The sequence below is a fragment of the Candidatus Accumulibacter phosphatis genome (assembly GCF_000024165.1).
GTDB classification, from domain to species: Bacteria; Pseudomonadota; Gammaproteobacteria; order Burkholderiales; family Rhodocyclaceae; genus Accumulibacter; species Accumulibacter phosphatis.
Map to the genome: position 1 here is coordinate 4,507,418 of NC_013194.1, position 26,369 is coordinate 4,533,786.

General features: G+C 64.0%; 27 protein-coding genes and 1 pseudogene. 8 read left to right on the forward strand and 20 right to left on the reverse strand.

Translation table 11 applies throughout. The annotated features are described in order from the left end of the window. Positions 1–141: 141 nt before the first annotated feature. The 4 genes from CAP2UW1_RS19570 to CAP2UW1_RS19590 all read left to right on the forward strand — a co-directional run bounded on the left by CAP2UW1_RS19570 (position 142) and on the right by CAP2UW1_RS19590 (position 5,011). Positions 142–414, forward strand: a complete 273-nt coding sequence (locus tag CAP2UW1_RS19570; protein ID WP_199931515.1) for a hypothetical protein — start codon at positions 142–144, stop codon at positions 412–414. Between the two features lie 131 nt (positions 415–545). Next, positions 546–1,283: an alanyl-tRNA editing protein gene (locus CAP2UW1_RS19575; protein WP_015768358.1), complete on the forward strand. Its 738-nt coding sequence runs from the start codon at positions 546–548 to the stop codon at positions 1,281–1,283. Positions 1,284–1,947: 664 nt separating this feature from the next. Beyond that, on the forward strand, positions 1,948–4,716 hold the full coding sequence (locus CAP2UW1_RS24150) for a bifunctional diguanylate cyclase/phosphodiesterase (protein ID WP_015768360.1): 2,769 nt from the start codon (positions 1,948–1,950) through the stop codon (positions 4,714–4,716). Between the two features lie 106 nt (positions 4,717–4,822). After that, the gene (locus CAP2UW1_RS19590; protein WP_041567936.1) at positions 4,823–5,011 is read left to right on the forward strand and encodes a hypothetical protein; all 189 of its coding nucleotides are present in this window, start codon (positions 4,823–4,825) and stop codon (positions 5,009–5,011) included. Between the two features lie 29 nt (positions 5,012–5,040). Here CAP2UW1_RS19590 and CAP2UW1_RS19595 read toward each other — a convergent pair whose 3' ends face one another. After that, positions 5,041–5,322 (reverse strand): hypothetical protein, encoded by a 282-nt coding sequence (locus CAP2UW1_RS19595; RefSeq protein WP_015768361.1) that lies wholly within the window; start codon positions 5,320–5,322, stop codon positions 5,041–5,043. 75 nt (positions 5,323–5,397) lie between these two features. Here CAP2UW1_RS19595 and CAP2UW1_RS19600 point away from each other — a divergent pair, with 75 nt between their 5' ends. Continuing rightward, entirely contained in the window at positions 5,398–5,673 is a 276-nt protein-coding gene (locus CAP2UW1_RS19600) for a type II toxin-antitoxin system Phd/YefM family antitoxin (RefSeq protein WP_015768362.1), read from the forward strand. Continuing rightward, positions 5,673–6,014 carry a type II toxin-antitoxin system RelE/ParE family toxin gene (locus tag CAP2UW1_RS19605; protein ID WP_015768363.1) on the forward strand — a complete coding sequence of 114 codons (342 nt, stop codon included), beginning with the start codon at positions 5,673–5,675 and terminating at the stop codon, positions 6,012–6,014. Before CAP2UW1_RS19600 ends, CAP2UW1_RS19605 begins: the two co-directional genes overlap by 1 nt. Before the next feature lie 321 nt (positions 6,015–6,335). Here CAP2UW1_RS19605 and CAP2UW1_RS19610 read toward each other — a convergent pair whose 3' ends face one another. From CAP2UW1_RS19610 to CAP2UW1_RS19670, 13 genes are all read right to left on the reverse strand, one after another. Continuing rightward, entirely contained in the window at positions 6,336–6,773 is a 438-nt protein-coding gene (locus CAP2UW1_RS19610) for a nuclear transport factor 2 family protein (protein ID WP_015768364.1), read from the reverse strand. After that, on the reverse strand, positions 6,770–7,555 hold the full coding sequence (locus tag CAP2UW1_RS19615; RefSeq protein WP_015768365.1) for an SDR family NAD(P)-dependent oxidoreductase: 786 nt from the start codon (positions 7,553–7,555) through the stop codon (positions 6,770–6,772). The genes CAP2UW1_RS19610 and CAP2UW1_RS19615 overlap by 4 nt, the downstream gene beginning before the upstream one ends. Before the next feature lie 4 nt (positions 7,556–7,559). Beyond that, on the reverse strand, positions 7,560–8,102 hold the full coding sequence (locus tag CAP2UW1_RS19620; RefSeq protein ID WP_015768366.1) for a DUF3833 domain-containing protein: 543 nt from the start codon (positions 8,100–8,102) through the stop codon (positions 7,560–7,562). Then, positions 8,099–9,379, reverse strand: coding sequence for an MFS transporter (locus tag CAP2UW1_RS19625; protein WP_015768367.1), 1,281 nt, complete (start codon positions 9,377–9,379; stop codon positions 8,099–8,101). The genes CAP2UW1_RS19620 and CAP2UW1_RS19625 overlap by 4 nt, the downstream gene beginning before the upstream one ends. A gap of 2 nt (positions 9,380–9,381) precedes the next feature. Further along, the gene (locus CAP2UW1_RS19630) at positions 9,382–9,906 is read right to left on the reverse strand and encodes a chalcone isomerase family protein (RefSeq protein WP_015768368.1); all 525 of its coding nucleotides are present in this window, start codon (positions 9,904–9,906) and stop codon (positions 9,382–9,384) included. Beyond that, positions 9,903–11,165 (reverse strand): SAM-dependent methyltransferase, encoded by a 1,263-nt coding sequence (locus tag CAP2UW1_RS19635; RefSeq protein ID WP_015768369.1) that lies wholly within the window; start codon positions 11,163–11,165, stop codon positions 9,903–9,905. The genes CAP2UW1_RS19630 and CAP2UW1_RS19635 overlap by 4 nt, the downstream gene beginning before the upstream one ends. Next, positions 11,162–11,944 (reverse strand): DUF1365 domain-containing protein, encoded by a 783-nt coding sequence (locus CAP2UW1_RS19640; protein WP_015768370.1) that lies wholly within the window; start codon positions 11,942–11,944, stop codon positions 11,162–11,164. The genes CAP2UW1_RS19635 and CAP2UW1_RS19640 overlap by 4 nt, the downstream gene beginning before the upstream one ends. Continuing rightward, on the reverse strand, positions 11,941–13,281 hold the full coding sequence (locus CAP2UW1_RS19645; protein ID WP_015768371.1) for an NAD(P)/FAD-dependent oxidoreductase: 1,341 nt from the start codon (positions 13,279–13,281) through the stop codon (positions 11,941–11,943). The genes CAP2UW1_RS19640 and CAP2UW1_RS19645 overlap by 4 nt, the downstream gene beginning before the upstream one ends. Before the next feature lie 17 nt (positions 13,282–13,298). After that, the gene (folE2, locus tag CAP2UW1_RS19650) at positions 13,299–14,099 is read right to left on the reverse strand and encodes a GTP cyclohydrolase FolE2 (protein WP_015768372.1); all 801 of its coding nucleotides are present in this window, start codon (positions 14,097–14,099) and stop codon (positions 13,299–13,301) included. Between the two features lie 76 nt (positions 14,100–14,175). Further along, complete coding sequence (locus tag CAP2UW1_RS19655; protein WP_041568751.1) at positions 14,176–14,742, reverse strand: glutathione peroxidase; 567 nt, start codon at positions 14,740–14,742, stop codon at positions 14,176–14,178. Between the two features lie 969 nt (positions 14,743–15,711). After that, positions 15,712–16,044: a hypothetical protein gene (locus tag CAP2UW1_RS19660; protein ID WP_291913964.1), complete on the reverse strand. Its 333-nt coding sequence runs from the start codon at positions 16,042–16,044 to the stop codon at positions 15,712–15,714. A gap of 51 nt (positions 16,045–16,095) precedes the next feature. Beyond that, the gene (locus CAP2UW1_RS19665) at positions 16,096–16,596 is read right to left on the reverse strand and encodes a nitrous oxide reductase accessory protein NosL (RefSeq protein ID WP_015768375.1); all 501 of its coding nucleotides are present in this window, start codon (positions 16,594–16,596) and stop codon (positions 16,096–16,098) included. A gap of 14 nt (positions 16,597–16,610) precedes the next feature. Next, positions 16,611–17,219, reverse strand: coding sequence for a nitrous oxide reductase accessory protein NosL (locus tag CAP2UW1_RS19670; RefSeq protein WP_015768376.1), 609 nt, complete (start codon positions 17,217–17,219; stop codon positions 16,611–16,613). A gap of 162 nt (positions 17,220–17,381) precedes the next feature. Here CAP2UW1_RS19670 and CAP2UW1_RS19675 point away from each other — a divergent pair. Further along, positions 17,382–17,965, forward strand: a pseudogene (locus CAP2UW1_RS19675) (transposase); the annotation flags it as partial. A gap of 111 nt (positions 17,966–18,076) precedes the next feature. Here CAP2UW1_RS19675 and CAP2UW1_RS19680 read toward each other — a convergent pair. The 5 genes from CAP2UW1_RS19680 to CAP2UW1_RS19700 are packed head-to-tail and all read right to left on the reverse strand — an operon-like array spanning position 18,077 to position 23,584. Then, the gene (locus CAP2UW1_RS19680) at positions 18,077–18,493 is read right to left on the reverse strand and encodes an ExbD/TolR family protein (protein WP_015768377.1); all 417 of its coding nucleotides are present in this window, start codon (positions 18,491–18,493) and stop codon (positions 18,077–18,079) included. Between the two features lie 3 nt (positions 18,494–18,496). Further along, positions 18,497–19,216, reverse strand: a complete 720-nt coding sequence (locus CAP2UW1_RS19685) for a MotA/TolQ/ExbB proton channel family protein (RefSeq protein ID WP_015768378.1) — start codon at positions 19,214–19,216, stop codon at positions 18,497–18,499. A gap of 3 nt (positions 19,217–19,219) precedes the next feature. After that, positions 19,220–19,852, reverse strand: coding sequence for an energy transducer TonB (locus tag CAP2UW1_RS19690; protein ID WP_015768379.1), 633 nt, complete (start codon positions 19,850–19,852; stop codon positions 19,220–19,222). A 53-nt stretch (positions 19,853–19,905) separates the two neighbouring features. Further along, positions 19,906–21,390, reverse strand: coding sequence for a PepSY domain-containing protein (locus CAP2UW1_RS19695; RefSeq protein ID WP_015768380.1), 1,485 nt, complete (start codon positions 21,388–21,390; stop codon positions 19,906–19,908). Positions 21,391–21,415: 25 nt separating this feature from the next. Then, entirely contained in the window at positions 21,416–23,584 is a 2,169-nt protein-coding gene (locus tag CAP2UW1_RS19700; RefSeq protein ID WP_049778614.1) for a TonB-dependent receptor, read from the reverse strand. 241 nt (positions 23,585–23,825) lie between these two features. On the opposite strand from CAP2UW1_RS19700, the gene CAP2UW1_RS24155 reads away from it, so the two are divergent. Next, entirely contained in the window at positions 23,826–24,632 is an 807-nt protein-coding gene (locus CAP2UW1_RS24155) for a DUF4198 domain-containing protein (RefSeq protein ID WP_015768382.1), read from the forward strand. A 573-nt stretch (positions 24,633–25,205) separates the two neighbouring features. Here CAP2UW1_RS24155 and CAP2UW1_RS19710 read toward each other — a convergent pair. Continuing rightward, positions 25,206–26,363 carry an IS91 family transposase gene (locus tag CAP2UW1_RS19710; RefSeq protein ID WP_015768383.1) on the reverse strand — a complete coding sequence of 386 codons (1,158 nt, stop codon included), beginning with the start codon at positions 26,361–26,363 and terminating at the stop codon, positions 25,206–25,208. Between the last annotated feature and the right edge of the window lie 6 nt (positions 26,364–26,369).

Genomic DNA, 26,369 nt, shown 5'->3' on the forward strand with positions numbered 1-26,369 from the left:
CTCCAGTTTGCGTTGTTGCCGCCCGGACACCAGGCAGGCATCAGCGGATACGCGAGCAATTGTGCCAAAACGGATGTCAGCGACAGAATTGTCAATCTCAGCAGGCCACGCATCGTGATACCTCACCGAAGGCCAAGACTGTTGAAGTGGCTGAAGGGCTTGTTTGTGACCCGAGCCAAGTTGCCTCCAGAGGTACAGCGAGCCAAAGAAGTCATCGCGGCCATAGACTCGGGCGGGATTCCATTGAATCCGGCAACGATCAACACGATCGCACGGGACCTGGGGCTGGAGGTGCCACGACGAGCGTCGGTCAGCGACACGATCCAGCGTATTCGAATGGCTGTCGAACGAAGTCAATCTTACGCGGATCCCTCCGGGGCGATCAGCAGCACGCTGGGGAAGTACGATGCGTAGCGTCTTGTGTCGCTGATCGCACCGGATAGCCCGACGCAGCTCGCCAGACGTGCCACTGCATCGATCAGATGGGCAGCCCTGTTGCACCGACCAGTCGCACAGCCCATGCCAACGCACAGATGGAAACGCCCATGACCGACGAACTTTTCCGCGAAGACGCCACGCTCACCACTTGCGAAGCGCGCATCACTTGCATCGACGAACGCGGCGTACAACTCGAACGCACGATCTTCTACCCGCTGGGGGGTGGCCAAGCTGGCGACCGCGGCGCCCTGATCCTGCCCGACGGCAGTGATCTGCAAATCGCCGACACGCGCAAGGGTGCGCAGGCCGGCGAAATCCTGCATGTGCCGGCGGCCGGCCAGGAGGCCCGGCTCGCGCAGATCAGCATCGGCCAGATCGTTCACGCCCGCCTCGACGCGCACCGCCGGCAGCGCCACATGCGTTTCCACACCACGACGCACCTGCTGTGCGCGTTGATCCCCCATCCGGTCAACGGCTGCTCGATAACCTGCGACTATGCGCGGCTGGACTTTCACATGGCGGAGCCGCTCGACAAGGAAGCCCTCACCGCCGGCTTGGCGCGCCTTGTCGGCGAGGCACGCCCGGTCCGCCAGCGCTGGATTGCCGAGTCCGAACTGGATGCCAACCCCGGCCTGGTACGCAGTATGAGCGTGCAGCCGCCACGTGGGCTGGGCCGGGTCCGAGTCATCGAAATCGAAGGCGTGGACCTGCAACCGTGCGGCGGCACGCATGTCTCCAACACCGCCGAGATCGGCGCCGTCGTCGTTACCCGGATCGAGAAGAAGTCGGCGATGACCCGGCGAGTCGTGCTCGCGTTCGCCGAACCCGCTACCATCGCCAACTGACGGTAACGCCTGCCGACCACGGTGCGGGTTCAGGCCGCCATCACGCGCGTAAATTGCTTCGGATAGCTGAGTTGACTTCCAATGCGTCGCGGGGGAACCCGGCGATCGTCGCCAACGCCGCCTGGTGCCGTCTTGAGATTGACAAGTAATATCCGTTGAGGATTGCGCCAGAGCATGCCGTTGCGCTGCACGCTCCATTCAGCGTGTGTTGCGCGCAAGCGAAAAGCCTGCACCCATCACGCCAAGCGCCTGGCCCATCAGCTTCAGCTCCCCGCCGGGACCTCGAATCGACTGTGCGCATCCGGTCAGTACGAGACGGTCGGGAATCCATGATCTTGGGTTACGGACCGAGGGGTCCCACAGTAGTCCGGCCGATGATGAGATCTCTCGATCGTGTAGAGTGATTGGGAATAGGCTATGATTTTGAGGCGATTATGTTAGCGACTGAATTAATGCAGCAAGGTGGTACTCTGAAGGGAGATCCGGCCCTGCGTCAGGCCATGCCCGTCGCCTTGTCCATTGACGCCGTCGTTACCCGGTTTGCCATGGCCGATCCCCGGCGGTCGCTTCTGGCTGATCACTGTTCGTTGGCGAGGAACTCAGTCGCAAAGAACGAGGGACGATCGGATAACAGCATAGATGAGGCGAGTGATGAGGGGGGCCTGTGAGCATCCGCGCTCGGCTTTTGCTCCTGATCCTGTTCGCGACGCTGATCCCTGCGCTGGTGGCTGGGATCCAGTTTATCGAACGCCGTGATACGGAGATTTCCGGTGCGAGCGAAGACCTGGCGGCGTCAGTGCAAGAGATTGCGCTGGATCTCAAGGATATAGTTCGGGCCACCGCCCAGCTTCACTATGGACTCGCGCGCGCGCCGGAGCTCGATACGCGGGACCAGGCGGCCTGCTCCGCCTTTCTCGCCGACGTACTCAACGAATATCCTCAGTACACGGGGATACTCACGATAAAGCCGAGCGGCGACCTGTTCTGCGATTCGCTGCGCAGTGGCAGGACGATGAACCTCGCCGACCGGCGTTATTTCCAGAACGCCCTCAACCCTGGTAATCCACTCGCCGTCGAGGCGGCCTTCGGCCGCCTGACTGGAACCGCGGTGCTACAGATCGCCTATGCTGCGCGGAACAAGATGGGCGAGTTGAAGTTTATTCTGCTCGCATCGCTGGACCTGGATAAGACCATGCAATCCCGCTCGCGGACTCTGCCAAGAAGAAATGCAGTGATCGCCCTGGTGGACAACAAGGGAACAGTTTTTACGTGGCATCCCGACACCGAGAAGTTGCGTGGCAGGTCGATTGCGGATTCGCCGTTGTTTCGATTTGCCCGGGAGCAAACGGCTGGGGCGGTACGCGAGGATCTCGAGTTTGGCGGTGTGTCGCGGATATGGGCAGTCAGCACATTGCCCGAGTTTCCCGAAGTGGGGCTGCATGTCGTGGTTGGCGTATCGAAGCAAGATCTGCTCGCGGCGGCGAACAGGAATCTGGTTCAGGCGCTGGCCATCCTGCTCGCCGTCTGGTTGCTGGTATTTGGCGGCGCTTGGGTTCTGGCGCGCGGAGTAATGGATCGAGGCTTGGCCGAGGAGATGCGCATTCGCGAGCTCAATGAACAGTTGGAACAGCGGGTTCTTGAACGTACAGCGAGATTGGAGTCAGCCAACCAGGAGTTGAATCGCGAAATTGCCGAGCGCAGCCGAGCGGAAGCGGAACTTCGCATCGCCGCCATCGCCTTCGATTCCCAAGAGGGAATGATGGTCACCGATGCCCATGGCGTGATCCTGCGGGTCAATCGAGCGTTTGTGGAAGAGACCGGCTATTCGGCCGAGGACGTCGTGGGCCGGAAGCGGACTATGCTCACGTCAGGTCGCGAGGACGCCGCCCTTGACGATGCAATGTGGGAGACCGTCCAGCGCTGCGGAGCATGGCAAGGCGAAGTCTGGGACCGGCGGAAGAATGGCGAGGTGTATCCCGTCTGGCTCACGATCTCCGCCGTAAAAGGACAAGGCGGTCTTGTCACCCATTATGTCGCTACGCATATCGACATTACTCAGCGCAAGGCGGTGGAAGATCAATTGCACAAGCTGGCTTTCTACGACCCGCTGACCCAGTTGCCCAACCGCCGGCTGTTGTTGGATCGGTTGGGTCACGTGCTGGCCGGCAGTACGCGCAGCCGGAACCAAGGCGCAATCATGTTTATCGACCTCGACAATTTCAAGGCTCTGAATGACACACAAGGCCATGACGTGGGCGACCGCCTGCTCGCTGAGGTGGCGCAGCGCCTGAAATCCTCGGTTCGTCAGTGCGACACGGTGGCCCGTCTCGGTGGCGATGAATTTGTGGTGATGGTCCAGGACCTCGCCGCAGACAGTATGGTTGTTGCGCAGGTCGAGGCAGTGGCAGGGAAGATTCTCGCCGCGCTCGACTGCCCGTACCGGCTTGTATTCGACGCCGAACTCGGTAGGCGCAATGCCTTGAACTATCACTGCACGGCGAGTATCGGCATCACGCTCTTCGGGGCTCATTCGACAAATGTCGATGAACTGCTGAAACAGGCCGATCTGGCCATGTATCAGGCGAAGGACTCGGGACGCAACGCCATTCGATTCTTCGATCCGGAAATGCAGGCCGCGATAACCAGCCGCGTTGCGCTGGAGGCTGACCTTCGCGAAGCAGTCGAGGCGGGGCAATTCCAGCTTTATTACCAGCCCCAGGTCGTTGGCGAAAGCCATCGCCTGACGGGCGCCGAAGCCTTGCTCCGCTGGCATCATAGCCGCCGAGGCATGGTGCCTCCCTCCGAGTTCATTCCGCTGGCCGAAGAGACCGGGCTCATCCTACCGTTGGGCCAATGGGTGCTGGAGACCGCTTGCGCCCAACTGGCGACCTGGGCGTCACAGCCCGAGATGGCCCAGCTTACCGTCGCAGTGAATGTCAGCGCCCATCAGATCCGCCAGACCGACTTCGTCGATCAGGTACTGGCCGTGCTCGCTGACGCCGGCGCGAATCCGCAGAGGCTAAAGCTGGAACTGACCGAGAGCCTGCTGGTAAGCAATGTGGAGGACATCATCGCCAAAATGACCTTGCTCAAGTCCAGGGGCGTGGGCTTCTCTCTCGATGACTTTGGCACCGGCTATTCGTCGCTGTCTTACTTGAAGCGCCTACCGCTTGATCAACTGAAGATCGATCAGTCTTTCGTCAACGAGGTGCTCACCGACGCCAACGATGCAGCGATCGCAAAGATGATCGTCGCCCTCGCAGAGAGTCTTGGGCTGGCGGTGATCGCCGAGGGAGTGGAAACCGAAGAACAGCGCAATTTTCTCGCCGAGAGCGGCTGCCACGCCTATCAAGGCTACCTGTTCAGCAAGCCATTGCCATTGGCGGGGTTTGAACAATGGATTGGGAAACCAACGGCACCAGCGAGCGTATAGGAGCTCGCCTGAAGTAGCGTCAGTCTCGGATTGGGTCCCGGCAACCCATGAAAGCGATGATTCGCCTCTCGGCGCCGCCGCGTGGGCCGAAGAGGAGAAAGACCTCATGAGTCCGGTCAACGGCTGCTCGGTAACATGCAACTATGCGCGGCTGGGCTTTCACATGGCCGCACCGCTCGAAAAGGAAGTCCTGGCCGCGGAGATCGGCGCCGTCATCGCCCGGATCGAGAAAAAATCGGCGATGACCCGGCAAGTCGTGCTCGCGTTCGCCGAGCCCCCTATCCGCGCGAACTGACTGTAACGCCTGCCGGCCGCAGCGCAGGCTCAGGCCGCCAGCTTGCGTTTGCGAAGCCGCATCAAGCAGCCGATTCCCGGGAGTCTGGCGTACAGTTCTCCGGCGGCGTCCCAGTAGTCGCGGTGCCAGGTCACCTTGCCGGCGCTGTCGAAGTACAGATGCGACGCCTCGGCAATCACTTTTGGCGCAGCCGTCCTCCGCGAGCCCTTCAGCCGGTAGTGCCGTTCCCATACCAGCAACGCGCCGTTGTCGGCGACTGGTGACGCTGCTGGCTGGCCCATCGCCTTCAACAACTCGTTGATGGCACCCACCTGCCCGATTCAGGCCTCTTGTGATAAGACCATATAAAGACTATATTCAGTCTCAAACGACTCAGGAGCACTGCCATGCGCTACTCATCTCAAGTCAAGCCGATCAGCTACCTCAAGGCCAACGCTGCCGAAGTCCTGAGGCACCTCGCTGAGCAGCGTGAGCCCCTCATCATCACCCAGAACGGTGAGGCCAAGGCCGTCCTGCAGGACGTGGCCTCGTTCGAAGAGACCCAAGAAACGCTGGCCTTGCTGAAAATCCTGGCACTCGGCAACCAGGATGTGGCCGCTGGCAAGCTCAAGCCCGTGGCCGATGTCGTCGCCCGTCTGCGCGCCAAGCGAGCCACTGCCTGATGGCAGGCGCACCAGCCAAGTTCGAGGTTTTGCTCACCGAGGGCGTGGAGCACGACTTGGAGTCCATCCACGACTACATCTCCGAAGTCGACTGCGTGGCCAACGCCAATTACGTACTGGATGAGTTGATGGAGGCCGTGGAGAGCTTGTCGAGGTTTCCGGAGCGCGGCGGCTACCCGAAGGAACTGGTCGGCCTCGGCATCAAAGAGTACCGCCAGATCTTCTTCAAGCCGTACCGCGTGATCTACCGTGTCACAGGCAGCCAAGTCATCATCTATCTGATTGCTGACGGGCGTCGTGATATGCAGTCGGTGTTGGCGAGAAGGCTGCTCGGCGCGTAGTGAGCGCGGTCATGTTCCCGGATATTGGCGAAGATGGCCTCGGTTTCGGGGACTTTTCCTGGGGTTTGCCCTTGAGCACCGGACGCCACCGCGACCCCTCACGGATGCACTGCCGACCTGCTGCTCCCGGGGCAGCACATCCTTGGCATATCCCTGCGTACGCAGAGGCTTGATGGCTTCCTCCGCCGTCAAGCGGGTGAAGGACGAGGTCGCGCGCCAAGTCCGATAGCTTGAATGTGGGCGGCTGCAACATGAACCTCCGCTTCCCGTGCGCGGCTGGACTTTCACCGGGCGGCACCGCCTGCCGACCACAGCGCGGGTTCAGGCCGCCAGCTTACGTTTGAGAAGCCGCATCAAGCAGCCGATTCCGGGGAGTCTGGCGTAGAGTTCTTCGGCGGCGTCCCAGTAGTCGCGGTGCCAGGTCACCTTGTCGGCGCTGTCGAAGCGCAGGTGCGACGCCCCGCGAATCACTTGCGGCGCAGCCGTCTTCCGCGAGCCCTTCAGCCGGTAGTGCAGTTCCCATACCAGCAACGCGCCGTTGTCGGCGACCACGCGCTCGAGGACGACGAAGCGTGGTTCGTCAACCTGACCGAACATGTGCGTGAAAATGCGCTGGATCGGCGCGACGCCGCGCACCTCGTTGAACGGATCCTTGAAATACGCATCGTCCGCGTAGTACTCGGGAAAACGGACCACTGTCTCGAGGCACAAGCCCTCGAAGAAGGCGACCAGAGCGTCGACGGCAGTCGTACTGCTCATCCTGAACTCCCCTTGGCGCCGCCGAGAACGCGGACGAGCGGGAAGTAGAGGCGGTATGGCAGATGCGCCAGCAACTTCATCACGCGTGTAAAACGCTTCGGATAGTGGATTTCGAATGCGCCGCCGGCAAGACCGGCGATCGTCGCCAGCGCCGCCTGCTCGGGAGTGAGCAGCGCCGGCATCGCGAAATCGTTCTGCGCGGTCAGCGGCGTTGCGACGAAGCCCGGATTGATCACCCGCACACCAATGTTTCGCGGCTGCAGATCGAGGTACAGCGACTCGGCGAAGTTGATCAGCGCGGCCTTCGTCGGACCATAGATCAGCGACTTCGGCAGGCCGCGATAACCGGCGACGCTGGCCACGAAACCGATCTGGCCGTTGCCCTGACGCAGCAATTGCGGCACGACGCAGGCCGCGAAGGAGACGGCGGCGACGAAATTGACGTCGATCATCCGCCGCGCCTTGGCCATATCGAGCTCCCAGGCGCGCATCGGCAGATAGTCGCCCGCCACGTACAGGGCGACATCGACACCGCCCCATTCGGCGAGCACGGCGTCCCAGGCAGCGCGCAGACTCGCTTCGTCGGCGGCATCGCAGGGAACGACCAGCGCCTGCCCACCGCCGGCAGCGGCGACCTCCGCCAGGCGAGCGGCGTTGCGCGCCGACAACGCCACGCGCGCGCCACGCGCCAGCAGCACGCTGGCGAGCGCCGCGCCGATGCCCGTCGAGGCGCCGAGCAGCCAGACGCGTTTTCCCGACCAGTCGGTAATGCGTGGATTCATCGCTTTACCGCCTCGTGAAGCTCAGCGTCACCTCGCCGAGGTGGAAGCCGAACTTGCGCATCGCCGAGCGGTTGAGCATCACCTTGTCGTCGATCAGGAACATCCAGTCGTCGAAGTCGACGTTCCAGACGCGGCCATCGACCGGCAGGGCGAGCACGTAGCGCCAGCGCAGCGCGTTGCCGGCCGCTTCGCCCTGCGCCTCGCCGACCACGTCGTCGGCCCGGCCGACGTAGCGCGACGCATCGACGCGGGTAATCGTCCACACCCGCCGCGACGTCGTCCCGTCCGACCACGCAAAGTTCTCGTCGAGCGTCCCGACATCGACCCCGTCACGCTTCTCCCACTTGGCGTCGATGACGACATGGAAGCGCTTGATCACTTCGCCCGAACGATCCTGGAACATTCCCCAGCCGTCGATCGTGCCGTTGAAGTAGCGGGCGAGATCGAGCGCCGGCTGCTGGGCCTGGTAACGATCGACCGGCGTGCCGGCGCAACCGCCGAGACCGAGGATTCCGCAAGTGAAGCAGGCGAGCCACAGGGTTTTCATCGAGAGACCTCCAGAGTGCTGCGCCATTGCCACGCGAGGACGGCGGCGATGGACTTGAAGACCAGCGGCAGCAGGCAATAGACGGCGGCGAGACCGGCCGTCGTCGCCGCCACCCCCGGCCGGTAGCCGACCAGGTCGAGCAACGGCAGGGACAGGCCGGCGGCCAGCGCCAGATTGAGCTTGGCGACCAGGTTCCACCAGCCGAAGTAGGCGCCAGCCTGCGCCGAACCGCCGCCCGCGACGCTATCGCTCGCCGGACGTTCGCAGAGGTCGGCGAGCAAGGCTGCCGGCAGCGTCAGGTCGGCACCGAGCGCCGCCCCCGAAAGCAGGCAGACGACGGCGAACGGCCAGACGTCACCGGCACCCAATCCCCAGGCCCAGGCGAATGAGGCAACGGCGACGAGCATCGAGGCGACCCAGGTGCGCACGCGCCCGAAACGCCTGGCGAAGACGACCCACAGCGGCAGAAACGCGACGCCGCTGACGAAGTAGAGCGCGAGAAAGGCACCGCTCCAGGCTTCGGCCTGCAGCACATCGGCGACGTAGAAGAGGACCAGCGTTGCCGGCAAGGCGGCGGCGATGCCGTTGACGACGAAAACGGCCAGCAGGCGGCGAAAGCGGCCATCGTTCAGGACAGCACGCAAGTTGCCGAGCAAGCCGCCGCTCGCCGGCAGGCGCGCGGCCGACGGCGGCGTGCCGAGCAGGGTCCAACTCGCCAGGAACAGCAACAACACGGGGAAAAGCTGCGCCAACCCGGAGAGTCCCTGGGCGAGATCCTTAGCCAGCAGCCCCGGGAGCGCTGCCGCGAGAACGACGCCGATCAGGCCGAAGCCCTCGCGGCTGGCCGTCAGCCGCGTCCGCTCGCCGGCATCGCGGCCGAGTTCGGCGCCCCACGCCTGATAGGCGACGCTGGCCAGCGAGAAACCGAAGTAGGTGCACAGCATCGATGCGAGCAGCCACAACGGCGCCGCGACTGCCGGCGGGTGCAGCAGCGCGAGCATGCCCAGTGCTAGGCACGGCAGGGCCAGAACGATCAGCCGCTGCCGACTCGCCGTCCGGTCGCTCCAGCCGCCGAGCAGCGGATCGATGCCCGCGTCGAGCAGGCGTGCGGCCAGCAGCAAGGAGCCGAGCAGGCTCAGGCTCATGCCCGCGGATTCGGCGTACAGGCGCGGCACATGCACGTACACCGGCAGTGCCGCCATGGCCAGCGGCAAGCCGAGTGCGCCGTAGGCGAGCAACTGCCGGTTGGGGAGCGTCACGCCCTGGGCGGGAGGCACGGTCAGATCTCCGGCCGCTTGAGGAGCGCCGAGCGCAGGCTCGGGCTGCGGCTGCGCGGGTCGAGCCAGATGGCGAAGAACAGGCGCGCGAACTCGGCATCCGCCACCTCGCCGGTCGCCCGGCCGCGGTGGTAGAAGGCAGCGCTGCGCCCCGGGTAATGCACACCGATGATGCTGTCGCCCTCCTTGACGTCGGGGAAAACGCGCCGCAGCTCAGGCTCCCAGCGCTGCAACTGCGCCTCGCTGGCGCCGAGCCGGCGCATTTCATCCACACTGGTCTGCACCAGCCGGTCGCGCGGGATGTCGCGCAAATAGTCGAGCTGCAGCGCCGAAGGCGAAGTCGCCGGCAGGGTCGGCGTCGGCTCGCCGACGACCCACAGAGTGGCGCGGTAGAGCGAGAAGCCGAGCCAGCTCATTTCGCCGCTCCCCCACTGCCGCCAACCGGCTTCGGATTTGCGCACCGCTTCCGGCAGGGCTTGCGCCAGGCCACTGCAGGCAAGGAACAGCAGGGCGATCAGCGTTCTCATCGGGCGTGCGCCAGTTCGACCTGCAGAACGTCGGTGCAGCCGCTGTTGAAACCGGCCTGGCAATACGCCAGATAGAAGCACCATAGGCGGCGGAAGCGCTCGTCGAAGCCCTGTGTTTCGATCGTCGGCCAGCGCTGTTCGAAATTGGCCGACCACTCGGCCAGCGTGCGCGCGTAGTCGCGCCCGAAAGCGAAGGCGTCGCCGACCACCAGCCCCGCCCTGGCGGCCTGCCGGCGGAAAACCGAGGGACTCGGCAACATGCCGCCGGGGAAAACATGTTGTTGAACGAAATCGGTCCCACGACGGTAGCGCGCGAAGAGGTCGTCACGAATGGTGATGCTCTGCACGACGGCTCGCCCGCCGGGCGCCAGCAGCCGCTGCAGGGTCGCGAAGTAGGTCGGCCACCAGCGTTCGCCGACCGCCTCGAACATCTCGATCGAAACGATGTGGTCGAACGGCTCGCCGGCCAGTTCGCGATAGTCGCGCAACTCGAGGGTCACCTGCCGTTCCAGCCCGGCGATCTGCATGCGCTCGCGCGCAAATTCCAGTTGCGCCGGCGAGAGCGTCAGGCCGACGACCTCGAGCCCGGCTTCGCGCGCCGCGGTTTCGGCGAAGCCGCCCCAGCCACAGCCGATCTCGAGCACGCGCTGCCCGGGCCGAGAGTCGAGACGACTCAGGATGCGCCGGTACTTGGCAAGTTGCGCGGCAGCCATCGAGCGCGGTGCGTCGCTCGAGTAGAGAGCGCTCGAATAGCTCATCGTCGGGTCCAGCCATTGCCGGTAGAAGTCGTTGCCAAGGTCGTAGTGCGCCATGATGTTGCGGCGCGATCCGGCGCGCGTGTTGGCATTGAACCAGTGGCGCAGGCGCGCCGACAGCAGGCCCCACCATTGACCATAAACCGCCTGCGCCAGACTCTCGCGATTGTTCGCCAGCAGGGTGAGCAGCGCGGTGAGATCCGGGCTGTGCCAGTCGCCGGCGATCCACGCCTCGGCAAAGCCGACATCGCCGCGTTCGACAACGCTGTCGAACATCGACCAGGCACCGACATCGAGCGTCGCGTGTGCGTGCCCCTGCGCGTGCCCCGGCGCGTGCCCCGCCTCGCCAAAGCGATGCTGCGATCCGTCGGGCAGACGAAGTTCCAGCGTTCCGTGCTCCATCCGTTCCAGCAGGGCGAGCACGACCCTGGCGCTACGCGGCGTGCGCGCACGCGTGCCCGGCAGGGCAAGGGATGATGAAAGGGTTGATTCCATGGCATTCATCGCGACGTCTCCTCAAGTGGAGGTTCAGGCTTGGTAAAGAAGGGAACGCGCTTGACCCACAGTTTCAGTGCCTGCCAGTGAATGCGCAGTACCACTCCCAGGGTCATCAGCGGGAAACGGAGGAAGGCTTTCAGCAGAGGACCGCTGCTCAGCGGCTCGGCGTTGCCGGAGATCGCCGTATGCAGCAGGTCGCCAGCGGCGTCACCGTGATCGATGCGCGCCAGCCGCCAGGTGGCCATGCCGTCTTCGCCGGCGCGCGCATGGAAGCGGAAGCGGTAGTGGCCGGCAACGGCCATGAACGGCGAAACATGAAAGACTTTGCTGCGCTCCAGCGTCTCGCCGTCGCGGATCGGCCGGCCATCGGCATGCGCGAGCAGGTAGTTGTGCCGCTCGCCGAAGGTATTGTTCACTTCCGCGAGCACGGCGATCAGGTCGCCCGCGCGGTCGTGGCAGAACCACAGGCTGATCGGGTTGAAGACGAAACCGAGAACGCGCGGGAAACACTGCAGCCAGACTTCGCCGTCGGCACGGATGCCCTCCTGCGCCAGCAGACGTCGTATCCAGGGCAGCGGCGGCGAGCCGTCGCGGGCACCGTGGTCGGCGAAGTGGAAGCTGAAGAGGTTCCAGCGATTGACCGAGAACAGCGCGCTCGCCGACTGGCTGACGCCGGAGAGCGGCAACACACAGAAGTACACCGGATAGACGAAACGATTGGCCGCCGGCCGCAAGCGACGATGCATGACCTGTCCGAAGAAGAGGCGAGCCGGCGTCGCGTTCATGCGGCGAGTTCCGTCTTCTGCCGGAAAGCGGGCGCCGGCGCCGCCGCCGCTTCGCCGCCCTGCCAGGGAGCATGGCAGCCCAGGCCGTTGGCCACCTGCAATGCCGATTTCAGCCCGTCTTCGTGGAAGCCATAGCCATTCCAGGCGCCGCAGAACCACACCCCGCGCGTCCCGGAAAGCGCCGGCAACTCGCGCTGAGCAGCGATCGCCGGGCCGTCGAAAATCGGGTGCTCGTAGTCGAATTCGGCGATCACCGACTCCGCCTTCGGCTCGCGCTGCGGATTCAGCGAGACCATCAGTGGCGTCTTGAACGGCAGCGGCTGCAGACGGTTGATCAGGTAGGAGACGCTGACCGGACGGCGGTCGAGTTCCTGAGCACTCGACAGGTAGTTCCACGCCGACCACAGCGCCCGATTGCGTGGCAGCAATGCAGCGTCGCTGTGCAGCACGGCACGGTTCGGCTCGTAGCGAATCGCCCCGAGCAGGCGGCGCTCGGCAGGCGTCGCCGCATCGGCGAGGAGGCCCAGCGCCTGGTCGCTGTGGCAGGCGAGAACGACCTGATCGTAGTGGCCGACGGCGCCATCGGTGATGACTTGCAGGCCATCGTCGGTACGCCGCACGCCGCGCACCGGCGTGGCGATGCGGATGTCGGCGAGGTGGCTCGCCAACTTCCTCACGTATTCGCGACCACCGCCCTTGACGGTGCGCCAGAGCGGCCGGTCGAAGACCTGCAGCAGGCCGTGATTGCGACAGAAACGCACGAAGCTGGCCAGCGGGTAGTCGAGCATCTGCCCGGCCGGGCACGACCAGATCGCCGCCGCCATCGGCAACAGGTACCACTCGGCAAAGGGCCGCGAGTAGCGACCGGCGGCGAGAAACTCGCGCAGGCTGCCGCCGTAGTCCGGATGCTGTTCGATCCACGCGACGCTTTCTCGATTGAAGCGCAGGATGTCGGCGAGCATGCGCCAGAAATCGGGGCGCAGCAGATTGCGCTTCTGCCCGAAGACGGTCGCCAGGCTGCTCCCCGCCCACTCGATCGCGGGCTCTTCGAGACTGACCGCAAAGGACATCTCGGTCTCCACACTGGCGACGCCCAGATGGGCGAACAACGCCGTCAGGTTCGGGTAGGTGTGCGTGTTGTAGACGAGAAAACCGGTATCGACCGGATGGCACACGCCATCCAGCGTCACATCGACGGTGTTGGTGTGCCCACCAAGATAATCGCCGGCTTCGTAGAGCGTCACCGCGTGTCTCTGCGACAGCAGCCAGGCGCTCGCCAGACCGGAAATACCCGCACCGACGACGGCGATGCGCTGCGCTGATTGTGGTCGATACATCCTCGGATCCTCCCGGTTCAGGCGTTGTCGCCGCTGATCTCGGCGTAAGCAGAATGATTGTGGATCGATTCGAAGTTCTCCGACTTGACCGTCCATTGCGCAATGCGCGGCTCGCTCATCAGACGCAAGGCGATGTCGCGCACCAGGTCCTCGACGAACTTCGGATTGTCGTAGGCACGCTCGGTCACCCACTTCTCGTCCGGCCGCTTGAGCAGCCCGAAGACCTCGCACGACGCTTCCTCCTCGGCCAGCCGCACCAGTTCGTCGGGCGTCATCCCCGAACGTAGCCTGGCGATGATCGTGATGTGCGAACGCTGGTTGTGCGCACCATACTCGCTGATCTCCTTCGAGCACGGACAGAGGCTGGTCACCGGCGCCACGACTTCGAGCGTCAGTTCGGCCGCCTGCCCTGCGCGCTTGGCGACGATCATCCGCACGTCGTAGTCGAGCAGACTCTCGACGGTCGATACCGGCGCCGCCTTGCTGATGAAGTACGGGAAGGCGAGTTCGATCTCACCGCTGCTGGCGTCGAGCCGCAGCAGCATGTCCTCGAACATGCGCAACAGGCGATTGACGTTCAGTGGCGCCCGCTGCTGTTCGAGGATCTCGACAAAGCGCGACATGTGCGTTCCCTTGACCTCCGGCGGCAGGCCGACCGACATCGCCACCTGGGCGACCGTGTGCTGAACCTTGCCCTCGGCGTCGAGCAGGGCGAGCGGGTAGCGCAAACCCTTCACTCCCACCTTGTGGATCGCCAGTTGGCGCTGGTCGGCACTGGCCTGCACATCGGCGAGGAAGAATCTGTCTGGTGCGTTCATGGCATGTTCTCCGGGGAAGCGAAAGAATGGGCTATCGGGGTTCGCGGGGTGATCGGTGAGAGTGGCAGCCGGATTCCTACTTGCCGAGAAACTCGTCGATCCTGGCGACCAGTTCCCGGTCGTCCGGCTTGACGCGGCTGCCGAAGCTCAGCACCCGCGTGCCGCTGCGGTCGATCAGATACTTGTGGAAATTCCACTGCGGCGCGTCGCCGGACGCCTTGGCGAGTTGCGCATACAGCGGGCTGGCGTTCTTGCCGACGACGGTGGCCTTGGCGAACATCGGGAACTGCACCCCGTAAGTCAGCCGGCAAAACTCGGCGATCTCCTTGTTGCTGCCCGGCTCCTGGTCGCCGAAGTCGTTCGACGGAAAGCCGACGACGACCAAGCCGCGATCCCTGAGCCGGGCGTAGAGTTTCTCGAGACCGTCGTACTGCGAGGTGAAGCCGCAGTAGCTGGCCGTGTTCACCACCAGCAGTACCTTGCCCTGCCACTGGCAGAGCGATTGCGGCTTCTGGTCCTGCAGCGAAGGGAAGCTGTGGTTGAGGAGAGCTGGGCAGGAGTCGGCGGCCAAGGCGGGCGACGCGAGGACAAAAACGACCGAGAGCACGACCGCCGGCAGCAGCAGAGAACGCAGGCGGGTCAGCCCCGGGGCTTGCGGGCTGTCCAGGACATGACGGGTCGACCGGCGTGCCGGGGCCGAAGACGCAGTGTCTAGCTCCTTGGCAATGCTCCTGGCCAGGTTCCGGTCAACGAGGCTTGCAAGCCGTGGACAAGCGTTTTGCAGGGTCGGAGCAGCATCGGCGAAGCTGAGGGCTAGCAGGTGAGACATATATCTGTCCTGGACAAATTGAGAAGCTGGCTCAAATATAAGCTCGCATTCCGGGGATGTCAAGCTGTTTTGTTATTTTGTCCAGGACAACAGGCGATCTTTGTCCACCTGGACCCAGGCCTGCCGGCGAGCGCGACAGGCAGATCGGCGCAGCCACGCGCCGCTCGCCGCCGCCTTTACCGCCCTCGCCGGCCGCAGTGGGACTGCGGCACTGTCGCGGGATCTGGCAGACACACTCCGTCGCTGCCCCGCCCAACAGCGCCATCGCGTGTGTGGTCGGGTCAGGCGCTCGGTAAGCCCTCGTCCCACGGCCGCAGCGCCGTCCCGGTCCACTGCAGCAGGCGCGCGCCGTCGGCACGGACGCGCGTCACCGGGCAGCCCCGCTACAGTAACAACTCCCTTGCAGGGTGAACGCTCCCTTGATCAGTTGCCGCCTTCGGCAACTGGTGATGCGTCTGAAGGGTGGTGACTGTTCGGGGCCCGACCGGGTCCTGCGTACAATTGAAGATGCCCTTGGGATCTAGCGGTCCAATGTGAACCAAGCGGCGAAGGGGAAGAGAGTGAGCCCGGGCACCGCGTTCAAGGTCGCGAGATAGTCGGCTTCGGCCTGGGGCAGCTTGGTCGCCACCGGGGTTTGGAGAAAGGCCAACAGCGTCCGCGCTCCGCCTGCGCCGGGATGTCGGCCAGGCACCTGCCCGATTGGGAAGCGGGCGTGCCACCCTGCCCTCTTTCGCTGCAGGCGGTGCCAGGGTGGGTGGGCGGTGCCCGCTGCCGGCAACAGACTCAGCGGATCTCGTTGCGCGCGCCTGCGCTCCAGCACCCGCTACCGTCGAGCGGGCAGATAACCATGTAGGTGGCTCGCTGGCCGCAGCCGGCCACGCCGACGGTGTACTCCGCGCGCTGCACGCCGTTGCAGCGGAAGCACTGGAGCGCGGGCTCGATCACGGTCTCGCTCAGCACGCTGCCGGTGGCGGACGGACAGTTCATCTCGAAGCGCGCGCGGCTGACGGCCTCATCCATCGCCACCGGCTGGCGCGACTGCAGCATCTGCTGCGTGCTCTGACAGCCAGCCAACGCGCCGATGAAGACACTGGCCACAAGGAGCTTGATGATCACATTCGTCATGTCGAAATCCCTTTTCGTGTGTCGAGAAAGCCGTTCCTGCGTTCAGTCGAAGCTACCCTTGTCGAGTCGGGCGGCCAATTCTGGTGTGGTCTGGGCGAAGCTGACAATCCGCTTGCCTTTGTGGTCCTTGAGAAAATCCTCGGCATCGGTACGGTTGGCCAGGGGCACGAACTCGTGCCCCATCGGTCCGAGCGTATCGGAACCGATGACGTAGAACGCCTGGCGGGCATCGATCCGGGTCAGCCCGTAGAACTCGGTGACCCAGATGCCGGCAATGTCAGCGGCCTTGTGTCCGGGCGCATACCTGGGGAGATTGCCGAGGTACTTGAAGAGGTCCTTTGCTCCGTCGAAGAAGTGGGCGTGTCCATCCCGGTAAACGACGATCGCAATCCAGTTCGGGTATTTGGCCACCAGCATCCCGCAGACCGGGCAGAGATCGCGATCGCCGGGTTTCGGGAGCTTGTCCGTTGGCGCCGCCGATGCGCCACCGGAAAGCAACATCAGCACGCCAAGCGTGATCAGTAGCCAGCGGTAGAACGTCATCACCGCCGGTAGCCTCAGCCCTTGTCTTGCCTGGCGGCGCGTTGGCGTCGCTCTTCGCGATTCTTGCGAACCATTGAAACGTCCTGTGACATGTCGGTGTAGGCGGCAAGCAGTGCCTTGTCGAAGCGGCCTAGTTCGCCGCCGTTGGCGGCCATCGCCGCCTTTGCCGCCGCTTCAGTCGAATAAGCGACCTTGCTGCGTTTGGTCATGACGCCCTTGATCTGGCTGCCGATCAGGAAAGTGGCCTGGTCGACTTCGAGCAGCGGCTTGATTTCCGCAATCGAGGCGTTGTCGGCGACCCAGATCGTTTTCGGTTCGCGGTCCACATTCACCGCCAGACTGATCGCGGCACAGTGCAGGGAGCAGACGCCGTCGGGCAGGTCGTCACTGTACTGGATCAGCATCCGCGAGTGATGATACTGCCGGCGATCCATGCCGCAGTACGGACACTTGGGAAACTTCTCAATGTCGTTCTCCCAGGCCTTGGGGTCGGCAGCCCTTTTGGGAATGAACTGTGCCGGCGTGCCGTCGCTGGCACACGACGGCTGAGCATGGGCGGTGGTTGCGGCGACGGCGAGGCCAGTGGTGGCCAGCGAGAGTTTCAGCAAATCACGTCGGTTCACGATGAGGCTCCTTGAGGTAGACGAGCGCACGGCCCAGCGGGCTCGGTGGTCATCCGGAATGGTAGGTTTTCCGCTTGCTCGTGTCTTGCGGCAAATCGTCGCACCGCCTCTGGTTCAACCCAGGAGCCGCTGCATCACCAGGTAGGAAGCGATGCCCTGCCAGACGGTCGCCAAGATCTGACCGACGAAGAATCGCGCATCATGCCGGTGGCCGGTGGCGGCGTGAACAAGCGTACAACGCCCAGGCCGGGGTCGATGCCGCCACGATGCTGGTCGTGGCGGTCGGGGTCGCGCAAGCCCCAAATGACAAGGAGCAGGTCGAGCCGATGCTGGCGGCGCTCAAGGCACAGGCCGAGGTGCTCGGTGCCGTGGACTGCTTCATCGCCGACACCGGCTTTTGCAGCGAGAAGAACATCCAGGCGTGCGAGGCGGCCGGCATCGAGCCGCTGATCGCGGTGGCTCGCGACGAGCATCATCCGGGTTGGCGGGAGCGCCACAGCGAGCCAGCGCCACTGCCCGAGAATGCCACACCCGTGCAGACCCTGTCCCATCGTCTGAAGACCAAGGCCGGACGGGCGCTCTACGCTTTACGCAAGCAGACCGTCGAGCCGGTTTTCGGCATCATCAAATCGGTGATGGGTTTCCGCCAGTTCTCGCTCCGCGGTCTGAAGAAGGTCACTGGCGAGTGGACGCTGGTCTGCCTGGCGTGGAATTTGAAGCGCCTGGCCGCATTGCGTCCACAGTAGGCAAAAACCAGGGGAACGCCCTCGAAAAAGCCGGAAAATCGGGGAAACCCGGCCTTTTCATCCCGCATTGTGAAGTTTGCGGATTTCCCCCGCCCTAAGTCCGACAGGCTGCTAGTGCGCGGGATCGGAAACAAAGCCGATCCTGACCAGCCCGCTCTTCGCTGCCAGCGCCATCACCTGTGCCACTTTTTCGTAATGTACGTGACGATCCGCCCTGATATGCAATTCCGGTTGCGGCTCTCGGGCGGCCTCAGGAGCGAAGCGTGACGCTAGAAGATCCATTGTCACCGCCTCGCCATTCCAGAATAGATCCCCGCTTTCACGAATGCCGAACTCGATATGTTCGGGCTTGGTGATATTCACGCTACTCGAAGCCTTCGGCAGGTCGATCTTGACCGAATGGGTCAGCAGCGGCGCGGTCACGATGAAGATCACCAGCAGCACCAGCATCACATCGACCAGCGGCACGACGTTCATCTCCGCCATCGCCGTCTTGCCGCGATAGCGCTTGAAGCTTCCCCCGGGCATGACTCAGCGCCACTCTGACACGGAAGGGGCGGCCGCCTGGCCACTGCCAGCTTTCACCGTCAGTAGCACGTAAAGATCGTGGGCGAACGATTCCAGGCGGGCCAGCCATACCCGGTTGCGCCGATTGAAGGCGTTGTAGGCGAGCACGGCAGGAATGGCGACGGCCAGCCCGAGCGCCGTCATAATCAGTGCTTCGCCCTCCGGCCCGGCCACCTTGTCCAGCGTCCCCTGGCCGGAGAGGCCGATCTGGACCAGGGCATGGTAGATACCCCACACCGTGCCGAACAGCCCGATGTAAGGCGCGGCGGAACCGGCGGAGGCGAGGACGGTGAGACCGTACTCAGCTTTTGCCGCTTCGCGGTCGACTTCGTTGTTCAGGGTCCGGGTCAGGTATTCGGCCATCCCGCCGGCCACAGCGAGACTCTCCCGGCTACTGTCGGCCAGCGCGTCCAGAGACTTGCGCGCCAGCGCGGCAAAGGCATTGTCGGCAGCATGCGCGCCGAGCGTTGTTTCGACTTCAGACAATGACGACGCCTGCCAGAAGCGCCTGAGAAACTCTTCCGCCCTGCGCTGGGCGATGGCGTTGGCCAAGGCCCGGGTAACGATCAGGTACCAGCTGGCAATCGAGAGCAACAGCAGGGCGGCGAGCACGCTCCTGCCCACCCCGTCGGTTTCGGTAAGGAAATGGGCGAAGCCCAGGCTATTGATGGCGGCATGTTCCATGGATCAGTTTCCGTGCAGGATGAATTTGAAGGGTTGCAGGGCGACGGCGCGCACCCGGAGTCCGCTTCGCGTCGCCGGGGTGCAGCGCCAGGCGCGCACAGCGCTGAGGGCGGCTTCGTCAAGCCGGGAATGGCCGCTGCTGTGGTCAACGTGGGCGGATGCCACTTTTCCCGATTCGTTCAGTTCCACGCGCAGCACCACCTGACCTGTTTCACGAAGGCGACGGGAAAGTGGCGGGTAGATGGGCGCCGGGCGCTCCGGGCAGTCCGTCGCCAGATCCGTGGACAGGGCCAGCGGCCCGGCGGGCAGCGGCATCGGCTGCGCCTGGACGACCGGCTCGGGGACGGGTGTTTCCGGCGGCGGCGGGGCCGTACTGTCCGTCGCCTTGAGCACCGGCGCTTGCGCCACCAACTGCCTGGAACGTGGCTTTTCGACGGGTCTTGGCGCGGGCGGCGGCGGGCGCTGCGGCTCTGCCGCTTTTTCCGGTGCCGGCGGGGCGATGAAATTGACGAACAAGGTTGTCGCCTCGAGCGGCGAGGGAATCAGCCGATGACTCCACAAGCCATGGAGCGCGGCAGCGTGCAGGGCGAGGACGAAAGCCAGACCGGCCAGGGTTTCCGGCTGAGGACGCATCATCAGCGCATGACTAGTGGAGAGGCGACGAACGCGGACAGCATCGCAGGTCGCCCTCACTGTCGGCGCAGCCGACGCCAGCCCAGCACGGCTCCGCTCAGGCTGACCAGCAACCCGCCCACGCTGCCCAGAATGAGCAGCGCGTCCCAAAGAGGTCGCCGGTCAAGCAGCGGCTTCCAGTCCCAACTGTGGAGTAGCGCGAAGAGCCAGCGCTTGACCCGCAAATGGTCATCGAGGCGCTGCACCAGAGCCCCCGTTTTCGGATCGAGGTACAGCCAGCTCGCCGCAGGATCATCGAATTCGAGCACCAGAACAGGCAGCGGTCGCCCGACGTGCCCGGTCATCGAGTGCGTCGCCCGATCATAGTAGTACCAGTCATACGCGCTCTGCAGCCGGGCGCCACTGACCCGAGCATCCGGCAACATGCTTTCCCCCGCAGCGCGCAGGGCGTCGAGTTCATGCGCCTCGAACGGTGCGCAATCAGCCGAGGCGCCCTGCAGGCGGCCACGCCCGGCGCCATCGCGAGCGAGCACAAAGGTCTCGCCGCCCATGGGCCGCCATTCCAGTTCCCGAACCTGTAGTCCGGCGGCATTGAAGCAGTGGAGGGCGCGCCGCGTTTCGTCATGCTGGCCGTCGGTGACAAGCACCAGCTTGGCCAACTGCGGTCGTGGCGCCCCCGAGTCAAAGACCTGCCACGGATTCACCGAGAGCAGACCGCTCACGATCCAGGTCAGGAGCAGCAGACCGAAAGCCAGGCCCAACCAGTGATGCCAGCGCATCAACCAGTCCCGGTAGGGGCTGCGGCTGCCGTGCGGATAAGGGCGGCGGCGCCAGCGCAGAATGCCAGAGACGAGTCCGGTTACCCCCAGCAAGGCGCCGGCGAGCGAAGTGTAGATTATGATTTCCGTCCACCACCGGTCGACGGCACCACCGCGAAATGGATACAGCCAGTGCAGCCAGGCGCCGATCCACCCCCATTGCCGTTCGGTTGCGCTGGCGCGACGCACGACTTCACCGGTGCGGCCGGAAACGTAAAGCAGGGTGCGCGCCTCGTCGTCGATATCGACCCGGTGCAGCGGACGATGCCCATCGAGCGCCTTGGAATGCGTCCACGCATCCTCGTCGACAAGGTCTCGGTAGCGTGCCTCGGCAGGCGACGCGAAGGCCGCTGCGGATTTCAGGGCAAATTTGGCGTCGACCGCGGCGACCGGCGTGCCACTGCGGCCGTCGATCGCCAGCTCGCGGTTCTTGCTCAGTCCGACCACGTAGTGCGGCAAGCCGCCGATCGACGTCAGACGAACCGTCCGGGGCGAATCGCCGGCCGGAAGCGCGCCAATCACAGACCCCACGGGCAAGCAGCAGCTTGTCGGATCCAGAGCCGGCAACACGCGCAAACGCTCGGCCATGCTCAACTTCGGATAGCCGACGTACATCATGACAACGCCCGAAACGAACCACAGCGCCATGAACAGGCAGAGCAGGATGCCCGCCCAGCGGTGGGTTATGAACAGAGTCCGCTTGACGTTGACCGGCCGCCTCATCGCGCCACCCCTGCGCCGGCGTGGCTCAGAATGCAGTCTGGATCGAGACGTCGAGCATGCGCGGCGCACCGAGGTACATCATGCTCGATCCCGAGAAACTTTCGGCATACACCTTGTCGGTCAGGTTCTTGATGCGCGCGGTCACCCGGGTCCGTTTGTCGAAGGTATACGCGGCGTAGGCGCCGAGCAGCGTATAGGCGTCATCGTAGACAGTATTTGCAGTGTCGGCGTAGCGCGACGATACATAACGGAGATCGCCGCCCACTTCGAGATTGGCAATCGGCGTGTAAGCCACCCAGAGATTGCCGACCTGCTTCGGTATGTTGGTCGGCCGGTTACCGGCGCGCGAAACACCGACGCCACCAACGTTTTCGACAAATTTGTCGTACTTGGCGTCAACCAGCGCCCAGTTGCCGGACAGTCGCAAATTGTTGGTCATCAACCAGGTCGCTGCCAGCTCCAGTCCACGCGACGATTGCTCGCCAACCGGGATCGTCGTACCAGGTCTGCTGGGGTCCGCCATCGAGAGGTTCTTGCGCGTGATGTCATAGAGGGCCAGGGTGGCATTACCCCGGCCTTCGTCGAAACCGAGCTTGCTGCCGATCTCGACCTGCCGTCCGGTGGTCAAGTCGAAGTTCTCGACCTGGGCATACGAGGCGGTGGCCAGGATACCAGCCGGGGGATCGGCCGCTGTACTGTATTGCACGTAGACGTTGGCGGCCGGGGTCAAATCGTAAATCAATCCGGCGCGGCCGGTCAGGGGTTTGTAATTTCGTTCAAAGTACGCCGGATTGGTCGCGGTCGGCGTGCGGTGGTTGGTCACTTCCAGATCAATGTCGTCCCAGCGCAAAGCGGTGAGCAGCGACAGTCGCGAGGTAAGGAAGGTCCGGTTCTCGGCGAACAGAGCCAGCGTCGTCACCCGGTTGCTGCGATCCGGGTTGTAGACCTGGCTGACCCCGGGCAACGAGAAGAAGTTCTCGGTCACGAAATGGTACGGATCGACCGAACCGAACGGGCCGGCGACCGACAGCGGGTAGCGAGTCTGCTTGTTGAGGCTGTAGTCGATCCCGCCCAGCCAGTTACTGGGCAGGCCGGCGATCTGGGTGTTCCAGTTGAGTTCGGTGCGGTTGCCATTCAGGTTCTGGTCGTGGCGCTGGAGCAGCGCGTTCGACCGAACCACGCGGGTGTTGTTGGCGTTGAAGGTGTAAGTCTCGACGTTCTGGTAGTCGCGCAGGGCATCGTAATGATAGAAGGTGTTGCGTAAACTCAGGGTGTCATCCACCCGATATTCCAGGATCCAGCGCCCCCACTTAACCGTCTGCTTGTAGAGTCCATCCTGGGAATTGTAGTTCTTGAAGCGGGTGCCATTGTCGATGCCAACCTCGCCGCTAAAAGGTCTCAATACGGGTGTTCCCCAGTACGGCCGGTCGACATTCTCGTATTGGTATTCCAGGGCCACCGTGCTGCTCAACTGCGGCGTCAGGTCGGCCAGCCACGAACCGGCGGCCTGCCAAGCCTTACGCTCGGTACCGTCGCTCCACCCGTCCATCGCGCTACCGTTGACGTCGAGCCGGAGGTAATTGCTCTCGCCCAGTTTCTGATTGGTACCAGCCGCCAATTGCCGATCGTTGTAGCTGCCGTAACGCGCCTTGCCCTCAATCAGGTTGCCGTCACGATTGGCCAGCTTGGTCACATAGTTGATCGAACCGCCTACCGCACCAGCGCCAAATAGAAACGACGATGGCCCGCCGATGGCCTCGACCCGGTCGTAGATCCAGCTATCGACCGGGCGCGCGGCGATCACGTCGTACTGCACGGTAATCCCGTTGAACAGTTGCGTCACGCTACCGCCGGAAAAACCCCGGTAAAACACCGCCCCCGGCGAACCCGGCGCCGACGAGGTGGTGATGCCCGGTACCCCCTGCAGGATTTCCTGGGTATTTTGCGCGCCGCGCTGCTCGAAGACCTCGCGATCGATGACTGTTACCGAAGCCGGCGTTTCCCGTGGCGTCAGGCCAAGTCGGCTGCCCGTCCGCTCCTTCTGGTCGAGGCCCAGCGGATCGATGCTCATGTCGGAGATCACCACTTCGCTCAGCACGGCAGGTTTGTTCGCAACCGCCTCCTGAGCCAGCGCGCCTTGTGCAAAGAGCGTGAACACGGCCAGGGAAATTGGCGTAGCCAACGGGCGCTCCATTATCAGACAGTCGACCCGCTCTATTCGCAACATCTCTACCCCCGGTATTGAATGACCCTAGCGGGTCGAATGATCGTTGGCCGTTTGCGAAAGGCAGGACGGGCAACCGTGGATTTGGACGCGGATGATAAAGCGCGGGCGCGGTGGCAAGAATGTGGCAAATCGTCGCACAGGACAAAACCCTGTTGTAGCGTGTGACCGGTTGCCCCAGACTGCACCGGTCACCTTATGGATTTTTGCCATGAATTTTCGCGATGCCGGCCTCACCTTGTGGCTGGCCGTCCTGACTTCAGCACCCGCTCTGGCGCACGACACCTGGCTGATTCCCAACCGCTTCGCAGTTCCGACGGAGTCCCTTGTGCAACTGGACCTCACCAGCGGTATGTCGTTTCCTGCGCTCGCTGCGGCCATCAAGCCGGATCGAGTCGATCGCGCAGGCTGTCGGCTTTCAGCACAGCGATTTGCCATTGCGGACCTTTCGCCCGAAGCAAAGTCACTGCGCTTGCACGCCAGTATGCCTGGACTGAGCATCGCAACATGCTGGGTAGCACTCAAGCCAAGAACGATCGAACTGACGCCGAGACAGGTGCAGGAATATCTTCACGAGATAGGCGCTGCGGACTCAGTCAGGCAGCAATGGAACAAGGCCGCACAACCGAAACGCTGGCGCGAGGCTTACACAAAGGAAGCCAAGACGTTCCTCCGCGTCGGCGCGCCAAGACCCGACAATTCGTGGGCCGAGCCGGTCGGCCTGGCGCTGGAGATCGTCCCCGAGAAGGACCCCACCACTTTTCACGCAGGTGATACGTTGCCGGTGCGGGTTCTGAAAACGGGCAAACCCTTGCCGATGTTTCCGCTGGGGATCGTCCATGAAGGTAAATCGCGGGGCCTGATACGCAAGACTGACTCGCAAGGGCGCGTCACGTTTCGCCTGGACCGGGCGGGCCGCTGGCTATTACGGGGCACGGAGTTGCGAAGTGCTCCGCAAGCTGACGGGGATTGGGAAAGTACCTTTACGACGATGACGATCAACGTTAAATCGAAATGAAGAACCCCATGCGAGGTACAACTCGCTCGCCATAGGTAGTTTGGCCAAAGCCGGGCAGCGAATACGCACTCGGGCAAGCTCGAAATCCGGCAAACCTCGCTTGACGTATCATCGGCCGATCCAACCCCAATGCTGCGCAAACAATGAAGAGCGACACCTCCGAGACGCTCTACCTCAAGGGCCGCACCCCGCCAGGCGTTCGTCGTCGATGACGTAGAACGAATAGCGTTTATCGGCCGCGCCGAAAGCACCGGGTCCAAGCTCTGGCGCATCCGCGGCAGATAAACCTCGTTGGACTGAAGCGCCTCGACGGCGGTACTTATGGGGATTGTAAGCGTCCCGCGGCTTGGGTCAAGCCGCGGATAGGGTTCGGACGCGCTGGCGCGGGGTTCACGAGAGCCTTCCGGATCGTCGCGGGAGCCTCAGCGGAGTCAAGCAAGCCGTCGGGTTGCCGCAACCCCGGATCAGAACCGTGAGTTGGGCCCCTCGTCGACGCGTCCACTCCTGGCGGCCTTGACCGCCAAACGTCACCCAGCGTCACCCGCGAGGCTCCGCGCCCCTGTTCAGCCGTGCTCATGGCGGTGCGCGAACGGATGTGCTCGGCGGCGTCGCCTGACGCTGGGGCGGAATCGCCGCCGTCGGAACGAAGCGGCCCTCATGGCAATGCGTGCAGCGCGCCCACTCGGCGCCGCCGATGCGCTGCAGGAAGTCCTCCACCGTCGCCGTGATCACCGGATCGGGTTCCGGTACCGACAAGGCCTGCCGCGCCAGGGATAGCTGTGTCGCCTTCGCCGCCGGAGCCAGCAGGCCGTAGTGCCGAATCCGCTTGAAGCCGCTCGGCAAGACGTGCAGCAGGAAGCGGTCGATGAATTCCTCCGCCGGCACACTGAGCACGCGCTTACCCGGCGTGGCGCGCACGCGGAAACGGACGGTCGTCTCGTCCATCCCGACAAGACGCTCGTTCGAGATCGCCACCCGATGGGTATAGCGACCCAGGTATTCGAGGACCTGCTCCGGGCCACCGAGCGGTTGTTTCGCGTAGACCACCCAGTCGTGCGCAAGCAATTGCTGGCGCAGGGCGCGCCAGACCTTGTCGTCGGCCAGCGCGGCGGCCAGGGGCTGGCCCGCGCCTCGGGCTTCACTCAGTGCCGCCATGAACTTGCCACGGAAGACCCGCGACAACGCTCTGACCGGAAACAGGAAGCCGCGCTTGGGCGACTTCCACTCTCCCTCGGCCGTCAGTGCCCCGCCGGCGACCAGGGCGTGCACATGCACATGCCGCCCGAGGTTCTGCTTCCAGGTGTGCAGGACCAGCGAGAACGCCAGCTTGCCGCCCAGCCAGCGGGGGTTGGCGGCGAATTCGGCGAGGGTGGCCGACGCGGCGGCGAAGAGGACCTCGTAGATCACCCGTGGGCGTAGCGCGATCAGCGTGTGCAGCGCGTGCGGCAGCGTGAACACGAGGTGGAAGTAGGGCACCGGCAGCAGTTCCTGGCGCCGTTTCGCCAGCCAGTGCTCCTTGGCTCGGGTCTGGCACTGCGGACAGTGGCGGTTGCGGCACGAGTGATAGACGTGTCGCGTCACCCCGCAGCTGTCACAGGTCTCGACGTGGCCGCCGAGGATGGCCGTGCGACAGGCGATGATCGCTCGCCAGACCTTGGCCTTGACGGACGACAAAGCGTGCTTGGCGAGGTACGCCGGCCCGTGCCGGCGAAAGACCTCGGCCAGGGTCACTGGCGC